Source organism: Colwellia demingiae (assembly GCF_007954275.1).
Lineage (GTDB): Bacteria > Pseudomonadota > Gammaproteobacteria > Enterobacterales > Alteromonadaceae > Colwellia > Colwellia demingiae.
Genome location: NZ_VOLT01000014.1, coordinates 66204 through 88918 on the forward strand (window position 1 = coordinate 66204; position 22715 = coordinate 88918).

Genomic DNA, 22715 nt, shown 5'->3' on the forward strand with positions numbered 1-22715 from the left:
GTTAACCTTTCGATTAGCGGCTTTTCTTAATGTGGCAGGCAGAATGGGACGAGTATGGGCACTGGTTTTATTCAATAAATTTACCATTGGGCTATGTCTGAGTAACCAGCTTACTGTTCTACCGCAAACAACACTTCTTATATTTCTTTCCACTGCCACACGGGCAAGGATCATTTCGACCGGCCGTAGGTAATGAACTAACGGGCACACTATTTTCTATGATTGTATTTTCGTCATACAAAATGTTAGCCAATAACCCGCCTTCCCCCATTAACGAATCAAAGCCCTCAAAGTCTTCCAAGTCTTCATTTACAAGACTATCGACTTCTTCACTTTCATCTTCTGAGTCATCTTCAGCCCAAGCACTTAAAGTGGCAACAAGATTAAATTGGGTTTGAATCATATCCGATTCAATCAACTTAGGCGTACCTGCCCTATTCCACGCTTTAACTTCATCTTGTTTAAAACGGTCTTCATCAAATAAATCTTTGTCACATAAACTAATAAACTGACTTTTAAAATCATCAAGTTCATATTCAATGCAAGAATCGGCTAATGCGCTAAGTAAAAAGCTATTGGTTGAACTCGGTAAAGCCGAAAATGCCGTTATCCATCGAGTTACATGTGCACTTAATACGAATTCATCAATAATACCCGCTTCGAACTGAGCAAATACCGCTTCAATAGCAGAGGCTTTGCAATACATCGCTTGATGACCATCAACAATATAATTACACAATGCTTGTGTATTACCATCAACCACATTATAAAATAAGGTCGGCGTTAATTCAGTTAGTGCATCGCCAAACACCCCTTCAAGAGGCGATAAAAACGTATCGCTACGTGCAAATAACTGCAAACACTTTTCTAATGCGGGAGAATATTTTAATTCCGCTAATAATAACGTACCAAAAAATAAAATGGCCTGCTGGTCGTCGGTTAACGAGGTATCATCTGCGATAAATTGATCTATCAGCCGTTCTAATTCAGGATAAAATTCCAGCCAATTTTCTTTAACCACTTCGAGACCTGTAATAGGTATTTCGTTGTCTTGTGCATCACCTATTGCCAATAAAGCTTGTTGTAAATTCATGTGAATTCCGTGATAAATAATAAATTATGAGTACATATGCCGCATATTATATACCCGTTACCATTCAAAGTGCAGGATTTCAGTGGGAATTAAAATGTCTTTAGGCAAGGAGAATAATTAAAGCATAGTCACTCTATGGTTTGATTATTTAACGCAGTATAAAGTCATTTTAAACCCATCGAAGAAGTGCTTGAGCAACATCACTACATCATTGCTGTGATTTATAAGGACGTTACATGGAGGTAACTTATTAGAGAATGCAGGAGCATATTCTCCTGAATAACCATTATTTCATCACAACGCCTTGTACTGAAATTGCTCAAGCACTCTGAAACATGCATCTTGATTGATAACGGGTATATATTAAAGGTGTTGTTCCCGTTACCATTCAAAGTATCAAATTCAATCGAAAAAAAACCGCGACTCGTTAACGTTGCGGTTTTCTTAGTATGGTGTGCAGAATGGGTACTCTTTCTTATTTTTTGTTTAAGGCGATGTATCGATCTATTTCAGCTGCAACCATAGCTAATGGCAACGCACCATTACTCAATAAAGCATCATGAAATTCACGTAAATCAAATTGTTTCCCTAATGATTTTTCTGCCTTTTTTCTTAACTTCCAAATGTGTAATTCACCCAATTTATATGAAAGTGCCTGACCAGGCCATGATATATAACGGTCTACTTCAGCTCTAACATTCGTTGGTGATAATGAGGTATTACTTGATAAGAAGTCTATTCCTTGTTGTCGACTCCATTTCATTGAATGTATTCCTGTATCAATAACCAAGCGACAAGCGCGCCACATTTCATAACTTAATCTGCCAAAATCATCATAAGGTGTATCATATAAGCCCATTTCAACACCTAACTTCTCAGAATATAATCCCCAACCTTCACCATAGGCACTAAAATACAGACCTAAACGGAATTTAGGCACATTTTTCAATTCACTTGATATAGCCGATTGGTGATGATGTCCAGGTACTGATTCATGTAATGTTAACGCGGTAAGTTCATACAATGGTCGTTGGTCAAGTTGATAAGTATTTAGCCAATAAGCACCACCACGTGTTCCACCAACAACGGCTGAATTATAGGAAGCGGTAGTATAATTAGGGGCTATTTATTTTGGCACAGCAACAACACCATAAGGCAGACGAGGTAATGTTTTAAAATACTCAGGCATAATATAGTCAATGCGTTTAGCAATATACGCTGCTTCTTTTAGCAAGTCTTTCGGTGTTTTTGCGTAAAACTGAGGGTCTGTTCGCAGGTATTGTGTAAATTCTTCAAATGACCCTTCAAACTTTGTTTCTTTTATTATTTCAAGCATTTCTGATCTGATGCGTTTGACTTCACTCAGTCCCGTTTGGTGTATTTCTTTAGCCGTGATATTAGGTAATGTCGTATATTTTTTAATTTGAGAAGCATAATAAGCTTTGCCGTTATTCATTTGTTCTGCGCCAAGCGTTATTGTAGCTGCCTGTAAATATTCTCCGCCGAAAAACTCGGCAAATGTTCTAAAAGCAGGTATTGCGTATTGTGATATGGCTTGCTTGGCAGATTCTCTAAGTTGTGCTTGCTCTTTGTCTGATATTTTAGTGCTCATTTTCAAAAAAGGTTTGTAAAGACTACTATCCGTGGGCTTATTATATATCTGTGCTTGTACCGTAGGAAGAATACCTTCAACAACAATTTTTGGCAGGGTAAAATTGGTATTAATACCTTCACGCATGTTGGTGATATTTTCATTAAAATAACGCGGAATCTCGTTAATTCTTGCGATGTAATCGTTGTAATCTTTCGCTGTATTCATCGGCAAACCATTACTCATACTTAAGACTTCTAAAAAGAAACTATAGAAAGTATTGAGTGGAATACGTGATAAATTAAGTTGGTAACTTTCTATAGAGCCTTCAATCACCCACTTAAATAATTGATGATTTATTCGGTTGGAATCAGACAATTGCGTAGGGTCAATTTTTACTAATTGACCCAGTAATTTTGTCTCCGCGGCAAGTCGCCTATCATTATCAATTTTTGATACGCGGTTGAGTAAATGATTATATTTGGTGATACCTTTTGCTGTTGCTGATAAAGGACTTTCTTTCATCGAATAATCCCAATGCTGTGCAATCAGCTGTTCTAACTTCTTATCCGCGTTTAGTGATACTTTATCTTCAGCCATAAGATTTGTCGAAAATATAAGCGTTGATAAAACAAGACACAAACCTCGGATATTTTTTAACATTTTATTTTTTATCATTATTCATTCTCGTTTCTGTTTTATATTTTCTGTTGTAAATTACGTTGCTCATTCGTTATTGCTTAAAGCTTATAACGAATTTATCAAAAATTGAACTGAACTAGCGGTTTTACTAGGAAATAACTAAAAGGACAGTGCAAAACTTTGAATGTAGCAATGAGATAGTCATTTGAACGTTACGTAGAAGGTATATACCCGATCCACTTAAAGATGCTCGTTTCAGGAAAGCTGAGCGAATCATAATCAAGGCACATTTTTTTATTAAGGGTCACTCGGGAGAATGTGCTCCTGCATTCTCTAATAACACCATCCATGTAGCGTCCTTAAAAACAAATGTAACGACGAGTCTGGTTTGCTCAGACTTCCCCCCAAAGGGCTGCTTTATAAACGCTTTATGCTGCGTAATTGATTTCGATAAGGGAAAAACCATTTTCTTCAATCAATACCTTGCCTAAAGACGTTTATAATTCCAGCTGAATCCTGCATCTTCAAGTGGAACGGGTATCAAGTTTGTTTTAATTTTTGTTTTAAATGTTGGACTTATCCGCTATTTTGCTATCATGGCTGCTTTCCGTTCCCTATAAGGCAGCAGCACTGCGTGGCAGTTTTTCAACTTAGAGATTATCAACAAGACGCTGTTTCTTCGGTGCTCAAACACTTTCGAAAAAGCAACGAATCTGCGGTTATTGTTTTACCTACAGGCTCAGGTAAAAGTCTGGTAATTGCCGAGCTTGCTCGCTTGGCAAAACGAAAAATACTAGTACTCACCCATGTGAAAGAATTGGTCGAGCAAAATCATCAAAAATATGAAACCTATGGTGTTACCGCCGGTATTTATTCTGCCGGATTAAAACTGAAAGAAACTCAGCACCAAGTCACGTTCGCCAGCATACAATCGGCAGCCCGCAATCTAGATGATTTTAGTGAGCCTTACTCTTTAATTATTATTGACGAATGCCATAGAGTTAACGTAGCTAGCCCTGACTTGTCTAAAGAACAGCCTAATGAACAGTCTAAAGATAAAACTAAGGACAAAGCTAAAAGTAAACCTAAAGGTGAGTCCAAAGAGCAATCACATGAAAGCGCAAGCAAGCCGTCCAATAGTAATCAGTATCAGCAAATCATTGAAAAATTGATGCAAGTTAATCCCGAGGTGAAATTATTGGGTTTAACCGCAACCCCTTATCGTTTAGGTATGGGCTGGATTTATAAAAAGCATTATCGTGGTTTCATGAGAAGTGAAGAAAAGCGACCTTTTGAGCACTGTATTTATGAACTACCCATTCGTTACTTAATTAAGCGCCAGTATTTAACCGAACCTAATTTAGTCGATGCCACCATAGAGCACTATGATTTTAGTAGCCTGCGCGCAAACGCCTCTGGCGAATATAGTCCTACGGATATGAATCATCTATTAAACAAAAATCCCCGGGTGACTCAAAGCATTATTGAGCAGGTCATTGAGTTAGGCCACAAACGTCAAGGTATTATGATATTTGCCGCTACCGTTGAGCATGCAAGGGAAGTCTTTAGTTATTTACCCACCAAATTAAGTGCGTTAATTACCGGAGCTACCGACAACACTGAACGCGATAAGTTAATTAAGGCATTCAAGCGTAAAGAAATAAAATACCTGGTTAATGTTTCTGTATTAACCACTGGCTTTGATGCACCCCATGTCGATATGATTGCAATATTACGTCCAACACAATCAGTGAGTCTCTATCAGCAAATCATCGGTCGTGGTCTGCGTTTGAGTGATAACAAAAAAGATTGCTTGGTGATTGACTATACGGGCAATGATTTTGACCTCTATCATCCCGAAGTCGGTGAGAAAAAGCCGAATAGTAAAAGTCAGCCGGTTCAAGTTGTTTGCCCAAGTTGTGAATTTCCCAATGTATTTTGGGGCATTTGTGACGATGACGGTTATTTAGTGGAACACTACGGCCGACGATGCAAAGGCCTCGTCGAGACTGGCAGTGAAGAACAAGCATACCTAGTAGAAAGCCAGAGTCAATGTGACTATCGTTTTGTATTTAAAGAATGCCCCCACTGCGGTGGTGAAAATGACATAGCTGCTCGTAACTGTTTACAGTGCCTTGAAGTCTTGGTTGACCCCGATGATATGTTAAAAAAGGCACTGAAACTTAAAGATTCAAAAATTATTCGCTGCGCAGGTCTTAATTTAACCAGAGTTAATGACAAGGTCAGTGATAAAGGAGCTGATAAGTTAAAAATCACTTACCATGATGAAGAAGGCACCCAGCTCAATGAATCTTTTGACTTCGCTATCCCCAATCAAGTTAAAGCGTTCAATGATATCTTTTCTAAACGCCTCAGCGCTAAAATCAGTGTTCAACTGGGATCTACTGAGTCGTTTGAAGTGACTACTCTTGAACAAGCATTAAAGTTAGCTAGCATATTGCCTTGTCCTGACTTTGTCATTTCCAGAAAACAGAAATTCTACTGGCGTATCAAAGACAGACTTTTTGACTATCAAGGTAAATACCGAAAAGCCAATGAGCTCAAATAAAATCAATTACTAAATAAAAAACCGCTATCTTACGGTTAGCGGTTTTTTTAGAATTTGGCGGGACGAATATGGGTACTGGTTTTATTCAATAAGATTGCCATTTGAGTAGTTATTACTGGAAATGTAGTAGCTTATATCTGATCTGACAATTTAGAAAATAGGCCCTGGCATAATAGTAAAATCGATAAGGTCGGTAGTTGCCACAAAGCGGTCCTAATGATCAGAACAATTACTCCCACTTTTATCTCCGCTGCTTTCAAGAATAGCTGACATTAGCAGTATTTTTCTATCTCGCTTCCGCCCCCCAAGCGAGTTATGACCTATAAATTAGTGGCCAAAAATCTATTTTAATATTAATTCAAATTATTTGTACAATTACCGTTTAACTTTTAATAAAAAATGCAGACTCAACATTAGTTACTCGACGGATGTGTAAAATACACTCTAGAAGTCCTGTGGAAATCCTGCAGGACTTCTAGACTTCATCATTTACCCATAAAAACGAGGAGAGCAAAAAGTATAATACTAAATAAAAATAAATTGATTGATATTAAATTTACTTTGCGGGCTTATTGCCCCAAAGACAATAAATCACTCCTTAATATTAGTAGCTTAGATCGAAATACTCAGGTCGCGCATTAAACCAATATCAAAGTAAATTATATTAAACACTTACTTTGATGAACAATAGTATTTCATCAAACCTTTGGTAGAACTGTCATGACTTTCTTTAATCGTTTTATTCGATAATTCCTTAACAATTTCATTCGCTAAGCCTTTGCCCAATTCAACGCCCCACTGATCAAAAGAACAGACTTGTAAAATAATGCCTTGAACAAATATTTTTTGCTCGTATAAAGCAATTAAGCTCCCCAGAGATTTAGGCGAAATACGCTTCATCAAAAGCGTATTCGTTGGACGGTTTCCTTTATGTACCTTATGCGGCGCAACTTTATCAATATAGGATTGTGGATGACCTCTTGCAGCAAGATCATCACGTACTTGTTTTTCATTAACCCCCGACATTAATGCTTGAGTTTGTGCAAAGAAGTTCGCCATTAATGTCTCATGATGGCCTTGAACGGGCGTAACACTTTCAACAGAGCCAATAAAATCAGCAGGCACAACATTATTACTTTGATGTAAATATTGGTAAAAGGCATGTTGACCATTGATTCCTAATTCACCCCATATTGAAGGCACAGTTGGATAATCAATTTCTTGGCCATCCCAAGTCACCGACTTACCATTACTTTCCATTTCAGCTTGCTGCATATAAGCAGATAACTTATGTAAAGGTTGATCATATGGCAAAATTGCCTGAGATTGCGCACCTAAAAATGTACAGTTCCATATACTTAACAGTGCCAATATAACGGGGGCGTTTTGCTCAAGGGGCGTATTACAAAAATGTTCATCTATCTCGTGAGCTCCTTCTAATAACTCAAGAAATTTTTCAAAACCAATATCTAAGGCAATAGGTAAACCAATAGCAGACCATAGAGAAAATCTACCACCAACCCAATCCCACATATCAAAAATATTTTCTTCATCAATGCCAAATGCCATGGCATTTTCTTTATTAGCGCTCACCGCAACAAAATGTTTAGCAACCGATTTTTGATTAAAAGAAGAAGATGTTAGCCAATTAACCGCAGTCCTTGCATTAGTCATTGTTTCTGTTGTGGTAAATGTTTTACTGGAAACAATAAATAATACCCGCTCTGGGTTTAAGGGGCGAAGCACTTCGGCAATTTGTGTACCGTCTACGTTTGAGACATAATGCATCTGAACACTGTCATCACTGTAATGTTTTAACGCTTCAGTGACCATTTGTGGGCCAATGTTAGAACCCCCTACCCCAATATTGACTACATCGGTAATTCGTTTGTTCGAATGGCCAAGCCATTGCCCTTGTCTTACTTGCTCGGTAAAAACTCTCATTTTTTCAAGAGTTTTTTCTACATCAAGGGTGATATTTTTACCATTAAGCATAATGGGGTTTTTACGCCTATTACGTAACGCTATATGTAAAACGGCACGGTCTTCGGTGCGATTAATCCGTTCTCCTTTAAACATTTTTTCTCGCCACTGTTCTACTTCACTGTCTTTTGCTAAGTCTATAAGGTGCGAAAGTGTTTTATCGGTAATTAGGTTTTTAGAATAATCTAATAATAAAGGCGAAAGTTGAATAGAAAACTTTAAAAAACGTTCACTGTCTTGGGTAAACAAGTCATTCATATGCATAGCTTTCATTTCTTCGGCATGTTCAACCAATGTTTGCCAGCTAGGAAGTAATGTTCTTTTAGATGCTTGGTTATCGGTGCGCATAGTTATCTCTATTATTGAGCAATTAGTTTAGGGATCGGAAAATGGTTAATTTCTAAATTGGTAAAGGTAGTAAGGTTTCCAAACAGGCCACTAAAAGGTGGTAATCACAATGCGTTGGCATTATTTTATCCATTCGAATATTGTTAGTTCTTATTTTAATCACATTCAATCAAGTTCATATCGGTAAGCAATCTTAGTTTCCCAGCTATAGTGTAATAATTGATGGTTATGCGCTAAATGCCTTTCATCGTTTACAAAAAGCGCGAAGACAATAAAATTTCCGTTTAAATACACTAACCACTTGAAGATGCATTCTGAAGGACGTCCCCGCAGGACTAGTTTAGAAAAAATCCCCCTACGCTATTTTTTATAAAAAAACATTATATTCAATCAACATCTTGCCTTAAGATGTTTCTAATACATACGGTACATTTAGATAAGGCTTATTTTCCGATTGCTAACTGAGTGAATAATAATGGTAGTAAAATAACTGATTTGTATGACATTTATAGGTAACCGCATTAAAGAGTATCCCTATATATGTTGGACCATTGAATTACTCTTCAGAAAATAGTGACTGCATGCCTTGTAGCATTGATGCCGCAACTTCGTAGTGATCCCCTTCCCACAACTGATCATTAAGGAACTCACCTGAGTAGAAACCGTCATAGCCAGTACTTTTAATTGCATCAACCCATTCTTGTAGTGGAATTTCACCTTCGCCTAACAAGTATCCTCGTAGTAATTTTTCGTCAACCCAATCTTGGCCGATATCAGGTCTTTTTCCATCAGAGAGATGTACATTATAAATCAATTCTTTATCTATTTTCGCCATGTCTTCTGGCGTGGCTCCACGGCATGCCCAAAAATGCCAGGTATCAAGTACAAAAGCAAAATTATCACGGCCCACCGCATCGTGCAGTCGATAATAATCATCGAGTGTTGCAATCGGTGTCCAGGCTGCCCCCTCGTATTGAAAACGAATACCGTGCTCTTGACCAATATCAGCAATATGTTTGATATTTTGTGCGGTAATATTAATATTATCTTCTACAGAAAGTCCGTTCAGAGCTTCAAATGCATTAAGTTGAATGGTTGGCGCGCCAATTTCTTTTGCAAATAAACATAGAGTCTCTACAGATTTAAAGACTTTTTGTTGCGTCGCTTTATCAGTCGCTTCTACAGAACCAACTATATCAATTGCTGAAGGTAGAATATTTGCTTTTTCAAGATGACTTTTGAAATCCGAACTGCTAAATCCAGCGTTAATATATCGCCAAAGTTTCTGTGTGTGGATTTCTAATCCTTGATATCCGGTCTCTTTTGCTAAACGTATATCACTTACAATGTTATTATGTAGCGAACACATACCGTGTAATGCAAATTTCATATTTTTCTCCTCAATTTTATTATTTTTATAATCATGGCATTAACTTTCAATACCACCGTTTTATAAATCAAGCTTCCACCTAATTTTTATATTTTCCCCTCCGTAAATAAATTAATTTTAAATTGCCCCAACTTCTATTAATCACTATAGCGAATAAGATAAAAATACAACCCATCACCTTATATGTAGACATCTGTTCTGCTAGCCATAACATGCTTAATAACAATGTCCATATTGGCTCTAATATCATGATGATCGCAGCATTAGCTGTGCTGGTTCCTTTTTGACCTAATGTTTGTAAAACATAACGTAAACTGGTGGCAACCAGTACACTCAAGGCAAACCAACCCCAGGTTGAATTGGGAATATTATCAGGCCAAACTTCGAAAAATGCTGACATTGCAAGTCCCATCAGTCCCGTACTAAAAAGCTGGATACACGTTAATAACAGCACGGGAATACGCTGAGCATAGCGACTATTAAAATTAAAGTGCACTGCCAACATCATTGCCGCAAATAAAAACCATAATTGGCTGCTCGATTGCTGCCATCCTCCTGCAAGGGATAACAAAACCAAACCAATTATCGCGAAAGGTAAAGAGCACCAAAAGGCGCTAGTTGGCTTATAACCAAATAGCGGCCATGCGACAAGTGGGACAAATAACATCGATAGGCTCATGATGAATGCGCCTTCTCCTAATGTGTCACTAATAGATACCGCATAAATCCACAATAATAATGCGCTTCCCAATAAAGCCCCTACACAGAAGGCTTTAATAAGATCAATAGACTTAACGCGAATAAAGTGACGATAACAAAAAGGTAATAAACATATTGATGCTAATAAAAATCTTAAACCAATAAAACCAAAAGCAGGTAAATGCGCAATGGCTTCTTTTGAAAATATCCAGCCAGACGCTGCAATCAAAGTAGCAGCGACTAATAATAGTTCTGAATGTTTCTGGGGAGTATGTGACTGCATTAAATGTTGCTTCCTAGTATTACCCTCTTCATCCGATGATGCCATCGCCAAAAAGTTTAAGGCCAGATAAAAATAAAAATAGGTAACAAAGTCGATACACCATGCTCTGACTTACCCTATGTAACAGCATTACACCAAGTTTTACACCAATAGGAGCCAATGGCATCAGCACTAAAGCCGTCAGTAAGTTAGTCTGATCAAAGTTTCCAAGTAGTGTATAGGGAATTAATTTAATCAAATTAATAATGCCAAACAACACAGCCATTGTTGCAACAAGCGTTAGTTTATTTAGCCTTTTGGGTAATAAGTAAATACTGATCGGCCCTCCACCTGCGTGAATGGTTGTACTTGAGAAACCGCCAAGCGCACACCAAAACCATACATTTTTAACGATGGGTTTATTGCTTGAGTTGAGTAGGTATTGAAGACAAAATAATAATGACAGACTACCAATTAATAAGCTCAATCCTGCTGTAGGGATCACACTCAAAAAAAATCCTGCGACAACAATTCCTACAAATGCGCCAGGCAGCATCAACTTAAGTAAAGAGTAATCTGCATTGCGATAGTGCACTTTGATTGCAAAAACATCCATAACACACAATATAGGTAACAAAATAGCGGCTGCTTGCATGGGTGAAATAACAAGGGCTATCATTGGCACCGCAATGATACCAAGAGCACCACCCAAGCCCCCCTTACCGATACCATAAATCAAGATGGCGGGAATAGCAGTGATATAAAACCAGGGGTCTGTCACTAACATGTAAGAGATATCCAAGAAAACGGTCGAAAGTCTTACTTTATTTGTTAGTAACGCAAGACTAAACAGTATAGAAACGATATGTTGAAATTCAAAACTAACTACAAATCCAACATTACTGGTTTACCACTAACAAGTGACTCTTGAGCCGCATCAGCCATTATTTGAGCCATCATCCCATCAGTAAAAGAAGGTGACGTTGGTGTATCAGTCATTAATGATAAGATAAAGCTATCAAGCTGAGCGCGATAAGCATCTTGATAACGCTCAATAAAAAACGGATTAAGTACACTCATACTGTCTGTGCCTGAAGCTATTGACTTGCTAACTGAGTTGGAACGCGGGTTATTTGACTGCAGCATACCGTTGCTACCAAATGCTTCTATACGCTGGTCATAGCCATAAACACAGCGCCTAGCACCATTAATATGACATAACTTTCCTGACTTAGTTTTAATCGTAATCATTACACTATCAACATCACTTATTTTTGCCAAGTCAGGATCAATTAGAGTACTGCCAATGGCATGGATTTCGGTGGCTTCTTCACCAGTGATAAAACGAAACATATCAAAGTCATGAATAAACATATCACGAAAAATTCCACCTGAGTGACGTAGGTATTCCACTTGGGCAATATCAGAATCACGACTGGTGATAATTAATTGTTGTAACAGCCCAATGTATCCTTCATTTAATTGTCGTTTTAATCCTGCATGAGTTGGGTCGAAGCGACGATTAAAAGCAATTTGAATTGGCACCTGACAATCTTTGATTTTATCCCAACATTGAAGAACACGTTCGGTACTTAAATCAATTGGTTTTTCACATAAAATGGCCTTACCCGCCTGTGCCCCTTTAATAATAAGCTCAACATGAGTATCAGTAGTAGTGGCGATAAGTAACGCATCGACGCTATCGTCATTGAGTATTTGTTCAATAGATTCAACGGCAATAGCGCTATACTTATTTGCCAACTCTCTTGCTGAGGGCTGATCCGTATCATAAACATAACGTAAAATAGCCTCAGGAGAACCTGCAATAAGATCTGCATGCATACCACCGATACGGCCAGCGCCTAACAAAGCAAAATTAATCATAACTATTTCCTATATTTAAATACCAGTATTACCAAAAAACTACAAATAATCGCAAGCGCTTGCAATGACGATTATAAAATTACAACAAAAATAAGTTTATTAGTAACGTTAACCAATAATTGATCCGTAGTATTGACTTGGCCTTCTAGGTATTAACAATCCATTCGTGAGCAGGGTCATTTTTAAACTGCCACTGACGGGTTGCACCAGCCATCACATTCAAGTAATACAACTCATAGCCATGAGGAGATCCTACAGGGTGATACCCTTATGGTACCATTACTACAGAATTATGTTCAACGGAAATTGTTTCGTCAATACTACGGTTATCCGTATAAACCCGTTGGAAAGCAAAACCTTGTTGGGGATCTAACTTGTGATAATAGGTTTCTTCTAAGGCGCTTTCTTGGGGTAAGTTATCAGTATCGTGTTTATGAGGAGGATAACTTGACCAGTTACCGTCAGGCGTGATCACTTCAACCACTAGCAACTTTTCTGCTTCCTGATCGGGAAATAAGATATTGCAAACATGACGTTGGTTAGTTCCAGAGCCACGCGGGACATAACTGCAATCTTCAGGTTTAATCAAACGGGTAGGATATTTACCAACAGCTGGTGCTTTGCATATTGCAACTTCCAAATCAGTATTGGCTGTTACCAATAACGAATCACCAGGCGGAGTATAAACACTATATGGCGCTTTTTTTTCAAACACTGTCATGCGCTCGCCAATATTAGTCCACGACTCATTGTCGGTCGCAACATCGGCCAAGCCAGTAACAATCACCATGCAAGTTTCTTGATCTGCACTACAGAAACTTTTACTTTGACCAGCTACTAGTTGATGAACTTCAAAACTAATGTATTGCCAATTCGCTGATTGTGGTGTTATTTTTTGGATGCAGCCCTTGTCATCGACATTGCTCGGGCGGCTGTGTAAATAAGACATACCTTCGACCTTTAGTTCCCAATTATTAGGGAATTCTGAACCTAAATTTTCTATAATTAGCTTGTGAAACAAACTAATCGCCAGCCACAGTAATTGATATATGGCATATTATAAGGAAGATTAAACTAACGATTATTCCAGTATTACTGGTTTACCATTGGCGAGTGACTCCTGAGCCGCATCAGCCATTATTTGAGCCTTCATACCATCAGTAAAAGAAGGTGACGTTGGTGTATTAGTCATTAATGATGTGATGAAACTATTAAGCTGTGCTTGGTAAGCATCTTGATAACGTTCGATAAAGAACGGGTTAAGTACACTAAGACTGTCTGTACCTGTGGCTGTAGACTTGCTAACTGAATTAGGAAGTGGATTGTTCGACTGTAACATGCCCTCACTACCAAATGCCTCGATGCGCTGGTCATAACCATAAACACAACGCCTAGCACCGTTAATATGACAAAGTTTTCCTGATTTGGTTTTAATCGTTAGCATCACGCTATCAACATCGCCAATCTTGGCCAATTCAGGATCAATCAGAGTACTGCCAACAGCATGGATCTCGGTGGCTTCTTCGCCAGTAATAAATCTAAACATATCGAAGTCATGAATAATCATATCGCGAAAAATTCCACCTGAATGGCGTAGGTATTCTACCGGAGCAATATCAGGATCACGACTGGTGATAATTAATTGTTGTAATAACCCTATATCACCATTACGTAATTGATCTTGTAATCCAGCATGGGTTGGATCGAAGCGACGATTAAAGCCAATTTGGATTGGTACCTGACAATCTTTAATTTGCTCCCAACACTGGCGAACACGCTCAGTACTCAGATCGATTGGTTTTTCACATAAAATGGCCTTACCCGCCTGTGCCCCTTTAATAATAAGCTCAACATGAGTATCAGTAGTGGTAGCGATAAGTAGCGCATCGACGCTATCGTCATTGAGTATTTGTTCAACAGACTCAACGGCAATAACGCCATATTTATCAGCTAATTCTTTAGCTGCAGGCTGATACGTATCATAAACATAACGTAACTTAGCCTTTGGGTTTCCGGCAATGAGACCAGCATGCATACTACCGATACGGCCAGCGCCTAATAAAGCAAAATTAATCATAACTATTGTCCATCCATTAAATATGCATAAACCATAACAGCACACAACGACCATTGCAAGCGCTTGCAATTGCATTTTCATCAATAAAATGTTCGAATAAATACTATTATTTAAGTTTTGTAGTTATGTGAATTTAAGAGACAGATCGATTGTAATCATCTTTGTAGACATGTAAAACAGACGATACTGGGATCTTAGAGATTTGGTTCAGTGACTATAATTTAATATTTAATAGAATAAATGAATGCCTTATAGCAAAGTGAGCATACAAATAATTTCCCGGAGATGTGAGGGATTTTATATTGTCCTGCCCTACCTATTGATGAATTGTAGCCTACTATATTTCCAGTTCACTACTTGTGACATGATTTGTTGAATGCAATTTTATCAAGCTCATTTCTCAGGGATTGGGTCATAAGATTTACTTTTTATTCAATGGCCAAATACTTAGAATAGGTTTCAAACCTTAGTCCAATAACAATAAGATCAATTGTTATTGGACTAAATTTCTATATTTAATTTGTGAACTAAACTAATAGCCAATGACTGTACCAGGCACATAGTGGCAGTGAGCGATCGAAATGAATAAACTTCCGCTTCTTTAACTACAAAACAAACACTGGCTTGTTGCGCCATAGGGCTCAGAAGACTATCGGTAAAGACAATCACCGAATTTCCTCTGGCTACTGCATTATCAATAGTTTGTTGTGTTTCATCGGCATACGGATAAAAACTAATCACTATAACCGCATCATTTTTTCTAATTAAATGGTCCTGCTCTTGATGCATGCCACCAACACCATCGAGTAAAAAACAACGTAAGTTGATGTGATTAAATAAATAAGCCAAATAACTCGCAATAGGAAATGAGCGGCGAACAGCCTTAACGTGAATAGAGTCAGCCTGAGCTAAGATATCTCTAGCAAGGTCCAAATCACTTTGACTAATATTATTTTTCAGGTTTTCAAGTGCTTGGCTATTAGCCTGACTAAATTGATCTAACAACCTAAGACTTGCACTTTCACCATCAAGACTACTGTCATCCTTAATTAATTTGATTCGTTCATCATAATTAGGTGAATCTTGTAGCAATTTTTTTTGAAATAACTTCTGCATATCACTAAAACCAGTAAAACCAAAAGCGTGCGAAAACCTGATCAAGGTCGAAGGGTGAACGTTGGCATCTTTAGCAATTACAGCAACAGTACCAAAGGCAATTTCATTGGGGCTATCCAAGATATATTTAGCAACCTCTTGCAACCTATTACTCAATTCATCGAATTTATTGGATATGTTCATATTTAGCTCATCCAACGTTGTCATGTTGTTACCTGCTGTTATTTTACCCATATCAACCCCTTGACCCTACATTTAGAATATAAATAATATTATACTTTAAAATAATACATACATTCTAAAAATTAAAGTATTAAATAATTTTCTTACCAACTCTAGTCTTGAAAGACGTTCTAGCCAACTTTTAACTAAAACTGAAATATGAAATATTAATTCCAAACATCCTTTAGCTGTTTATTAACTTCAGAGTAAACAGGCGTCAAGCTGATTCACAATCAAATGAAGGTCATTATCAATGGCTACAGCAACCAAGAGCCTACTCTCATGATCAAGCCAATATTCAAGATAAACGTATTGTTAATTACTTTGGAATACTGATCTCATTCATTATTTTGGAATATGTGTTTCGTTAAAATATAAATCAAATTAATTAGAATAAACATTCCAAGCATTGGCTGGCGTTAACTCATTGTTATGGTTATTATTTTATAATAATAAAAGATTACATCCTCTCTAAAAGTAAACTTAAAATATGATTTACACGTTTCAGCTATTGCTTTTATAGAATGAATATTCTAAATTAATAACGGTTCAAATTAATAACTAATGACAAGCACACTGAACAATTCAGAGAATTGCCAAAATGTCATTCATTAAACCGACCTTATTATAAACATCTGGTATCTCTGCCCATTATGATTTGGATAACCAATTTACCTTATCGGAGAACAACTCGAATGAGTAAACATAAATTTGAAGTAATATGCCTAGGCCGTGCTGCGGTCGATCTTTATGGCGAGCAAATAGGAAGTCGTTTAGAAGACACCTCGTCTTTTACCAAATCATTGGGTGGCTCATCAGGTAATATAGCCTTTGGTACAGCCCGACTCGGTTTAAAATCATCAATGCTAACACGCGTTGGCGATGAACATATGGGTAGATTTGTCCGTGAAGAATTAGAGCGAGTAGGCTGTGATGTTAGTCATGTGGTGACTGATCCTAAACGCCTAACAGGCTTAGTCTTATTATCAATTAAAAATAATGACAGTTTTCCACTACTATTTTACCGTAATGATTGTGCCGATATGGCTGTTGATAGCAATGATTTTGATGCTGATTATATTGCATCGAGCAAGTCATTACTTATCAATGGTACCCACTTTTCTACTGAACAAACCAACGCTACCAGCCTTAAAGCAATCGAATACGCACGTGCCGCTGGTACTAAAGTTATTCTAGATATTGATTATCGCCCGGTACTTTGGGGACTAACTGGCATTGGCGAAGGTGAAAATCGTTTTGTGTCTAACGAGTCAGTAACGCAGCATTTATTATCTATTTTACCACTTTGTGATTTAATTGTTGGTACCGAAGAAGAGATTCATATTGCGGCAGGTAGCACTGATACTATTGAGTGTTTACGAAAAATACGTTCCATCAGTAGCGCAGAAATTGTGGTTAAACGCGGTGCTTTAGGTTGTTCAGTGTTTGATGGTGTTATTCCAGATAGCTTAGATGGAGGTTTCACCAGCTATGGCGTTACTGTTGATGTGCTTAATGTATTAGGTGCTGGCGATGCTTTCTTAAGCGGCTTCCTACGTGGCTGGTTACGTGATGAAAGTTATGACAAATGTTGCAGCTACGCCAATGCCTGCGGCGCACTAGTCGTCTCACGTCATGCTTGCGCCCCCGCTATTCCATCAGAAGAAGAATTAGATAATTACCTGCAACGTCAACAAAGTATTACTCGTCCCGATTTAGATACTGAGCTAAACCATTTGCACCGTGTTACGACAAGAACACCTGCTAACTGGGGTGAATTATGTATTTTAGCCTTTGATCACCGCAAACAGTTTTATGATATGGCCTGTCAGCTTAATGCAGATCCTGCACGTATCGGTAAGTTGAAGCAATTGTTGGTCAAAGCTGCCATTGCTGGTTCACAAAGCGAAGGATTCAACTACCAAGCTGGCGTACTGATTGATGATACCTATGGGCAAGATGCCCTTAATCAAGTGACAGGTACAAATTGGTGGATTGCACGTCCTGTAGAACAACCTAGTTCTCGCCCTCTTGAGCTTGAAGGAGGTCGTTCTATTGGGTCTCGTCTAAAAAGTTGGCCAAAAGAGCATATTGTTAAATGCCTAGTTTTCTTCCACCCCGAAGATGAAATTAATTTGCGCTTAACACAAGAACGTCAAATCGTTGAGCTGTATAGAGCCTGTTGCATTAGTGGTCATGAGTTACTGCTAGAAATCATTCCTCCAGCTGATATGAAGCAAGATGACAATACAGTTTTTTTAGCGATGCAACGTTTTTACAATTTGGGTGTTCAACCCGATTGGTGGAAGCTACCTGCCCCAACCGTAAATGCATGGCAAGGTATTTCAGACCTGATAAAACAACGTTCCCCGCATTGCCGTGGGGTAATTATACTCGGGCTAGATGCACCATTAAGTGAATTAGAAAAAACGTTTAGAACCAGTGCCAATTTTGATATTTGTAAAGGATTTGCCGTTGGACGCTCAATATTTAGCGCGCCAAGCAAAGCCTGGCTCAAAGGAGATATTGATGACGATGTCTTTGTTACGCAGGTAAAGAATAATTATTTACGTTTGGTTAACGCATGGCGTAACCGTAAAACCTAGACAGCCCTTTTAATTTATCGACGATAGCTTCTGCTATCCCTTATATAAGACTATAAAATATGACTGTACGAATTGGGATAAATCCCCTCACCTGGACCAACGATGACTTGCCGTCACTAGGCGCAAACACATCATTAGAACAGTGCCTGAGTGAAGGAAAAAAAGCGGGCTTTGCTGGTTTTGAACTAGGTAACAAGTTTCCGCGTCAAAGCGAAGAACTTAATAGTGTGTTGGTTCAACATGATCTCGCTCTTGTCTCTGGCTGGTTTAGCGGACGATTACTAGAACGAAGTGCTGAAGAAGAGATTGTCGCGATTGAAGATCACTTACAGCTACTAAAAAAAGGCGGCTCGACGGTTATGGTTTATTGTGAAGTAACCGGCGCTATTCATGGTGCTCAAAATACTCCGCTATCGCAACGACCAACGATTTCAGAAAATGGCTGGCATGAGTTCGGTGAACGGTTAACTCAAGTTGCTGATTACTGCTTAAGTCAGGGAGTACGCCTCGCCTACCATCATCACATGGGCTCGGTAGTCGAAACAAGCGATGACATCGATTTACTCATGACGCACACAGGTGAGTCACTTGCTTTATTACTTGATAGTGGTCACATCACCTATGCCGGTGGCGACCCAATGGCCGTCATTGCTAAGCATGGTTCACGCATTGCACACGTCCACACTAAAGATGTCCGACTTGAAGTACTAAAAGATGCCAAGAATCGTAATCTTAGCTTTCTAGATTCGGTACTCAATGGTGTATTTACCGTACCAGGTGACGGTGATATCGACTATATAGAGATATTTATCGCGCTTCGAGAGTTCAATTATCAGGGCTGGCTGGTGGTCGAAGCTGAGCAAGACCCAGCTACTGCAAATCCATTGACCTATGCAACATTAGGTTTTAACAACATTCAACATTTTGCACAACAAGCTGGTTTGAAACTAGCGTAAATAGGAGTTAATAACATGCAAGTAATAGGTAATTTTATTAATGGTAAGCGAGTTGCCAGCGAGAGTAGTCGTAAGGCTCCTGTTTTCAATCCTGCAACAGGTGAGCAAACAAAGTTAGTCACACTTGCAACGGTCAGTGAAACTGAAGCTGCTATTGGTGTAGCACAAACAGCATTTGAGACTTGGAGCAAAGTTACGCCTCTTAACCGATCACGCATTATGTTCCGCTTTAAAGCATTGATGGAACAAAACATCGATCTGTTAGCCGAAATGATTACGTTAGAACACGGAAAAGTTTTGTCTGATGCTAAAGGTGAATTAACCCGTGGCATTGAAGTGGTCGAGTTTTCTTGTGGCATTCCACACTTGTTAAAAGGTGAGCACTCGCTAAATGTTGGTCGTGGTGTTGACAGCTTTTCGCTAATGCAACCGTTAGGTGTTTGTGCCGGCATTTCACCGTTTAACTTCCCAGTGATGGTGCCCATGTGGATGTTCCCGATCGCCCTAGCCTGTGGTAATACATTTATCATGAAGCCGTCGGAAAAAGATCCAAGCGTAATAATGCGTGTTGCCGAGTTATTAAAAGAAGCCGGTTTACCTGATGGTGTATTCAACATAATTAACGGTGATAAAGAATCCGTTGATGTATTACTTAGCGACAGCCGAGTCCACGCAGTCAGCTTTGTTGGTTCAACCCCAATCGCCGAATATATTTATGCCACAGGCAGTAAACACGGTAAACGTGTTCAGGCCTTGGGTGGCGCTAAAAATCATATGATCGTAATGCCAGATGCCGAAGTTGATCAAGTTACATCAGCTCTAATGGGCGCTGCATTTGGTTCGGCGGGCGAACGTTGCATGGCAATTTCAGTAGCCGTTTGTGTTGGTGACGGAACAGCAGATCTGTTGATTGCTAAGCTAAAGCAAGAAATTTCGGAGATGCGTGTTGGTCCCGGTTCTGGTTTTATCGAAGAACCTCATATGGGGCCGTTAGTCAGTAAAGTTCATGCTGATAAAGTATTGAGCTATATTGATTCAGGGATAGAAGACGGAGCGAAATTACTGGTTGATGGTCGTGATTTTAAAGTTGTTGACCATGAGCAAGGCTATTTCGTAGGACCAACCTTATTTGACCGTGTAAAACCTGGTATGCGTATTTATAATGAAGAAATATTTGGCCCCGTATTATGCGTGGTACGTGTTAAAAGTTATAACGATGCCGTAACATTGATTAATTCACACGAATACGGCAATGGTACTTCCATTTTCACCACCGATGGGGATAGCGCTCGTCAATTTTGCGAACAAATTCAAGTGGGCATGGTTGGTGTTAATATTCCAATTCCTGTTCCAATGGCATTTCATAGCTTTGGCGGCTGGAAGCGCTCGGTATTTGGTCCATTAAACATGCACGGTAACGATGGTGTTCGTTTCTACACTAAAATGAAAACCGTAACAGCTAGATGGCCTAATGGCAGTCAAACAACAAATACCTTTTCGATGCCAACCATGGAATAACTTCATCTAAAGATGTGCTTTCAATGCGTTTTAAACGTATTGAAAGCTGCTTTATACGTAGGGTGACAATTAGCCGCCAAGCTATTCGGGCTTAAGAGTGAAAATGGTGACGAAAGCACTCTCGTTGCTGGTGTACAAGCTGAAATCTGGTTCTAAACGTCAGTGCCACGCTAATGTTCTTTCCCAACAGCTTACTGACCCGCGGAGCTTTTTATTAGCCACAGCCAACCGAATTAAATTCATCATAAATAAGACTATACCAAAGATATCAGGTGATAGTTTTATAACCTGTGTAAACGGGACTCACCTAACTGATAACATTTGATTTACGCTTTCTCTCGTACTCCCCCCCTACCCTACATAGCTGAATCTAGGATTATGTTGATTACCTAGCTAAGTTTTATAAAGGTGCTTATTTAAATTTTTAGTTTACATGCTTTATCTGGGCCATCCCAAGCGCTATCCTACAATTCACACCACTTATAGGAAACCAACAGGGGTTGAATTATTTGATACTACCAGTATAAATTTTTACCATAAATGACGTATCCCAAGCTCGAAATAAAGTCACGGTAAAGCACAACGCAGTATAAGCCACTATGGGTTGGTTCTCTGATTTATAACTTACTTTCATTAGATGCCTCATTCTGGCTTCGTCACAGACTGATGTAAATTGTTAATCAAGACAAAGCAAATTAGTTAGAAGACATTGTCGAAATGGATGAAACCTTTTTCAGACATTCACTTAAGGGCATGCACCATCAACCTAGAACACCAAGAAAACGAGGTGGTGTAAAGACCAAGTTCGTTAGTGGTAAAGATGGCAGACGTCAATGCATATCACTGTACGTTGAAGACTTGGATAAATGAAACATTCAGAGGACGCTAGCAAATATATGTATCGACCTCTGGTTGATGACGACCATTAATTAGTAACTAATTGATTAATAAAGCATTTGCTATAATAAAAACCTTATAGTGCGATTAGAATGATATAAATAAAACGCACGTTAATCGTGTAGGTGTTTACTCGCTAATGCGACAAAACAAGTTTATGATAACGTGATAAAATACAGATGGACAGCAATAAGCGCACCGGCTCAAAAATATAATGATTTAAAAACGTGACTTAGATATGTTGCAATTTGAGATAAGCATTTCAAAATCTGACGATATCCCCATATGCTTGGCAGACAATCAAACCAATTAATAATCTGCTTTATATCCGTGACCATTCAAAATGCATGTATCAGTGGTAGAAACTACAACTATCGAATCAAGTACGAGGATTATTGCTAGAGTTTGGTATTGTTATCAATAAAAGTAGTAAAAGTTTTAAAGAGCGGGTACCTGAAATTTTAGAAGATGCTGAAAACGAATTATCGGCTCCGATGCGAAAAGGTTTATTTCAAATGTGGGCGCTCTATTCTCGACTTGAAGACGACTTTAAAGAAATACATATATGAGCTTGTTCAATTAACTGAGCAAGATGGTGATTGTCTGCGGTTAACGAAACTTGAAGGTGTCGGGCCAATTACGGCGGTTAGGTTAAAAATACAGTTAGGAAATGGTGAGCATTTCAATAGTGGTAGGCAAGTATCCTCTTATATAGGGCTTACCCCCAAACAGCACAGCAGTGGCGGAAAAGTAAAGTTAGGCTCAGTAGGAAAAGGCTCATGCGATAAACCGTTACGAAGTTTATTTTTCTTGGGGCCAGAGCTGTAGTATCCAAATTAAAAAACAGGCCAGCGAGCATTTT

Annotated in this window: 13 protein-coding genes and 3 pseudogenes; 6 read left to right on the forward strand and 10 right to left on the reverse strand. The window is 38.6% G+C overall.

Annotated features, from left to right (window positions below; genetic code table 11):
- Window positions 1-118 precede the first annotated feature (118 nt).
- On the reverse strand, window positions 119-1093 hold the full coding sequence (locus ESZ36_RS20375; RefSeq protein ID WP_146791286.1) for a YecA family protein: 975 nt from the start codon (window positions 1091-1093) through the stop codon (window positions 119-121).
- Between the two features lie 475 nt (window positions 1094-1568).
- Window positions 1569-3362, reverse strand: a pseudogene (locus ESZ36_RS23010) (DUF885 domain-containing protein).
- 598 nt (window positions 3363-3960) lie between these two features.
- Between ESZ36_RS23010 and ESZ36_RS20385 the strand changes: the two are divergent.
- A complete protein-coding gene (locus tag ESZ36_RS20385; RefSeq protein WP_146791288.1) occupies window positions 3961-5895 on the forward strand; it encodes a DEAD/DEAH box helicase in 1935 nt (644 codons plus the stop codon).
- Window positions 5896-6567: 672 nt separating this feature from the next.
- Here the strand turns inward: ESZ36_RS20385 and pgi are convergent.
- The 8 genes and pseudogenes from pgi to ESZ36_RS20425 all read right to left on the reverse strand — a co-directional run bounded on the left by pgi (window position 6568) and on the right by ESZ36_RS20425 (window position 15888).
- A complete protein-coding gene (gene pgi / locus ESZ36_RS20390; protein ID WP_146791290.1) occupies window positions 6568-8226 on the reverse strand; it encodes a glucose-6-phosphate isomerase in 1659 nt (552 codons plus the stop codon).
- 556 nt (window positions 8227-8782) lie between these two features.
- Window positions 8783-9595: a sugar phosphate isomerase/epimerase family protein gene (locus ESZ36_RS20395; protein WP_211357821.1), complete on the reverse strand. Its 813-nt coding sequence runs from the start codon at window positions 9593-9595 to the stop codon at window positions 8783-8785.
- 100 nt (window positions 9596-9695) lie between these two features.
- Window positions 9696-10598: a DMT family transporter gene (locus ESZ36_RS20400; protein WP_146791293.1), complete on the reverse strand. Its 903-nt coding sequence runs from the start codon at window positions 10596-10598 to the stop codon at window positions 9696-9698.
- Between the two features lie 28 nt (window positions 10599-10626).
- Complete coding sequence (locus ESZ36_RS20405; protein WP_146791295.1) at window positions 10627-11364, reverse strand: sulfite exporter TauE/SafE family protein; 738 nt, start codon at window positions 11362-11364, stop codon at window positions 10627-10629.
- 98 nt (window positions 11365-11462) lie between these two features.
- Entirely contained in the window at window positions 11463-12461 is a 999-nt protein-coding gene (gene iolG, locus ESZ36_RS20410) for an inositol 2-dehydrogenase (protein WP_146791297.1), read from the reverse strand.
- Between the two features lie 145 nt (window positions 12462-12606).
- Window positions 12607-13410: pseudogene (gene iolB, locus ESZ36_RS20415) on the reverse strand (5-deoxy-glucuronate isomerase).
- 132 nt (window positions 13411-13542) lie between these two features.
- The gene (gene iolG / locus ESZ36_RS20420; RefSeq protein ID WP_146791299.1) at window positions 13543-14538 is read right to left on the reverse strand and encodes an inositol 2-dehydrogenase; all 996 of its coding nucleotides are present in this window, start codon (window positions 14536-14538) and stop codon (window positions 13543-13545) included.
- 501 nt (window positions 14539-15039) lie between these two features.
- Window positions 15040-15888, reverse strand: a complete 849-nt coding sequence (locus ESZ36_RS20425) for a MurR/RpiR family transcriptional regulator (RefSeq protein ID WP_146791301.1) — start codon at window positions 15886-15888, stop codon at window positions 15040-15042.
- A gap of 683 nt (window positions 15889-16571) precedes the next feature.
- Between ESZ36_RS20425 and ESZ36_RS20430 the strand changes: the two genes are divergently transcribed.
- The 5 genes and pseudogenes from ESZ36_RS20430 to ESZ36_RS20445 all read left to right on the forward strand — a co-directional run bounded on the left by ESZ36_RS20430 (window position 16572) and on the right by ESZ36_RS20445 (window position 22681).
- Window positions 16572-18482, forward strand: coding sequence for a bifunctional 5-dehydro-2-deoxygluconokinase/5-dehydro-2-deoxyphosphogluconate aldolase (locus tag ESZ36_RS20430; protein ID WP_146791303.1), 1911 nt, complete (start codon window positions 16572-16574; stop codon window positions 18480-18482).
- 59 nt (window positions 18483-18541) lie between these two features.
- Window positions 18542-19438, forward strand: coding sequence for a myo-inosose-2 dehydratase (gene iolE / locus ESZ36_RS20435; RefSeq protein ID WP_146791305.1), 897 nt, complete (start codon window positions 18542-18544; stop codon window positions 19436-19438).
- 15 nt (window positions 19439-19453) lie between these two features.
- Window positions 19454-20956: a CoA-acylating methylmalonate-semialdehyde dehydrogenase gene (locus ESZ36_RS20440; protein WP_146791307.1), complete on the forward strand. Its 1503-nt coding sequence runs from the start codon at window positions 19454-19456 to the stop codon at window positions 20954-20956.
- Between the two features lie 708 nt (window positions 20957-21664).
- Window positions 21665-21778 (forward strand): annotated as a pseudogene (locus tag ESZ36_RS23225) (IS1595 family transposase); the annotation flags it as partial.
- A 612-nt stretch (window positions 21779-22390) separates the two neighbouring features.
- Entirely contained in the window at window positions 22391-22681 is a 291-nt protein-coding gene (locus tag ESZ36_RS20445) for a transposase (protein WP_170235906.1), read from the forward strand.
- Window positions 22682-22715 lie beyond the last annotated feature (34 nt).

What these genes read in the sequence shown, in the direction of transcription:
- ESZ36_RS20405 (WP_146791295.1), bottom strand. Translation starts at nt 11,364, where the DNA reads ATGTTAGTGACAGACCCCTGGTTTTATATCACTGCTATTCCCGCCATC.
- ESZ36_RS20400 (WP_146791293.1), bottom strand. Translation starts at nt 10,598, where the DNA reads ATGCAGTCACATACTCCCCAGAAACATTCAGAACTATTATTAGTCGCT.
- iolE (WP_146791305.1), top strand. Translation starts at nt 18,542, where the DNA reads ATGACTGTACGAATTGGGATAAATCCCCTCACCTGGACCAACGATGAC.
- pgi (WP_146791290.1), bottom strand. Translation starts at nt 8,226, where the DNA reads ATGCGCACCGATAACCAAGCATCTAAAAGAACATTACTTCCTAGCTGG.
- ESZ36_RS20425 (WP_146791301.1), bottom strand. Translation starts at nt 15,888, where the DNA reads ATGGGTAAAATAACAGCAGGTAACAACATGACAACGTTGGATGAGCTA.
- ESZ36_RS20375 (WP_146791286.1), bottom strand. Translation starts at nt 1,093, where the DNA reads ATGAATTTACAACAAGCTTTATTGGCAATAGGTGATGCACAAGACAAC.
- ESZ36_RS20430 (WP_146791303.1), top strand. Translation starts at nt 16,572, where the DNA reads ATGAGTAAACATAAATTTGAAGTAATATGCCTAGGCCGTGCTGCGGTC.
- iolG (WP_146791299.1), bottom strand. Translation starts at nt 14,538, where the DNA reads ATGATTAATTTTGCTTTATTAGGCGCTGGCCGTATCGGTAGTATGCAT.
- ESZ36_RS20395 (WP_211357821.1), bottom strand. Translation starts at nt 9,595, where the DNA reads ATGTGTTCGCTACATAATAACATTGTAAGTGATATACGTTTAGCAAAA.
- iolG (WP_146791297.1), bottom strand. Translation starts at nt 12,461, where the DNA reads ATGATTAATTTTGCTTTGTTAGGCGCTGGCCGTATCGGTGGTATGCAT.
- ESZ36_RS20440 (WP_146791307.1), top strand. Translation starts at nt 19,454, where the DNA reads ATGCAAGTAATAGGTAATTTTATTAATGGTAAGCGAGTTGCCAGCGAG.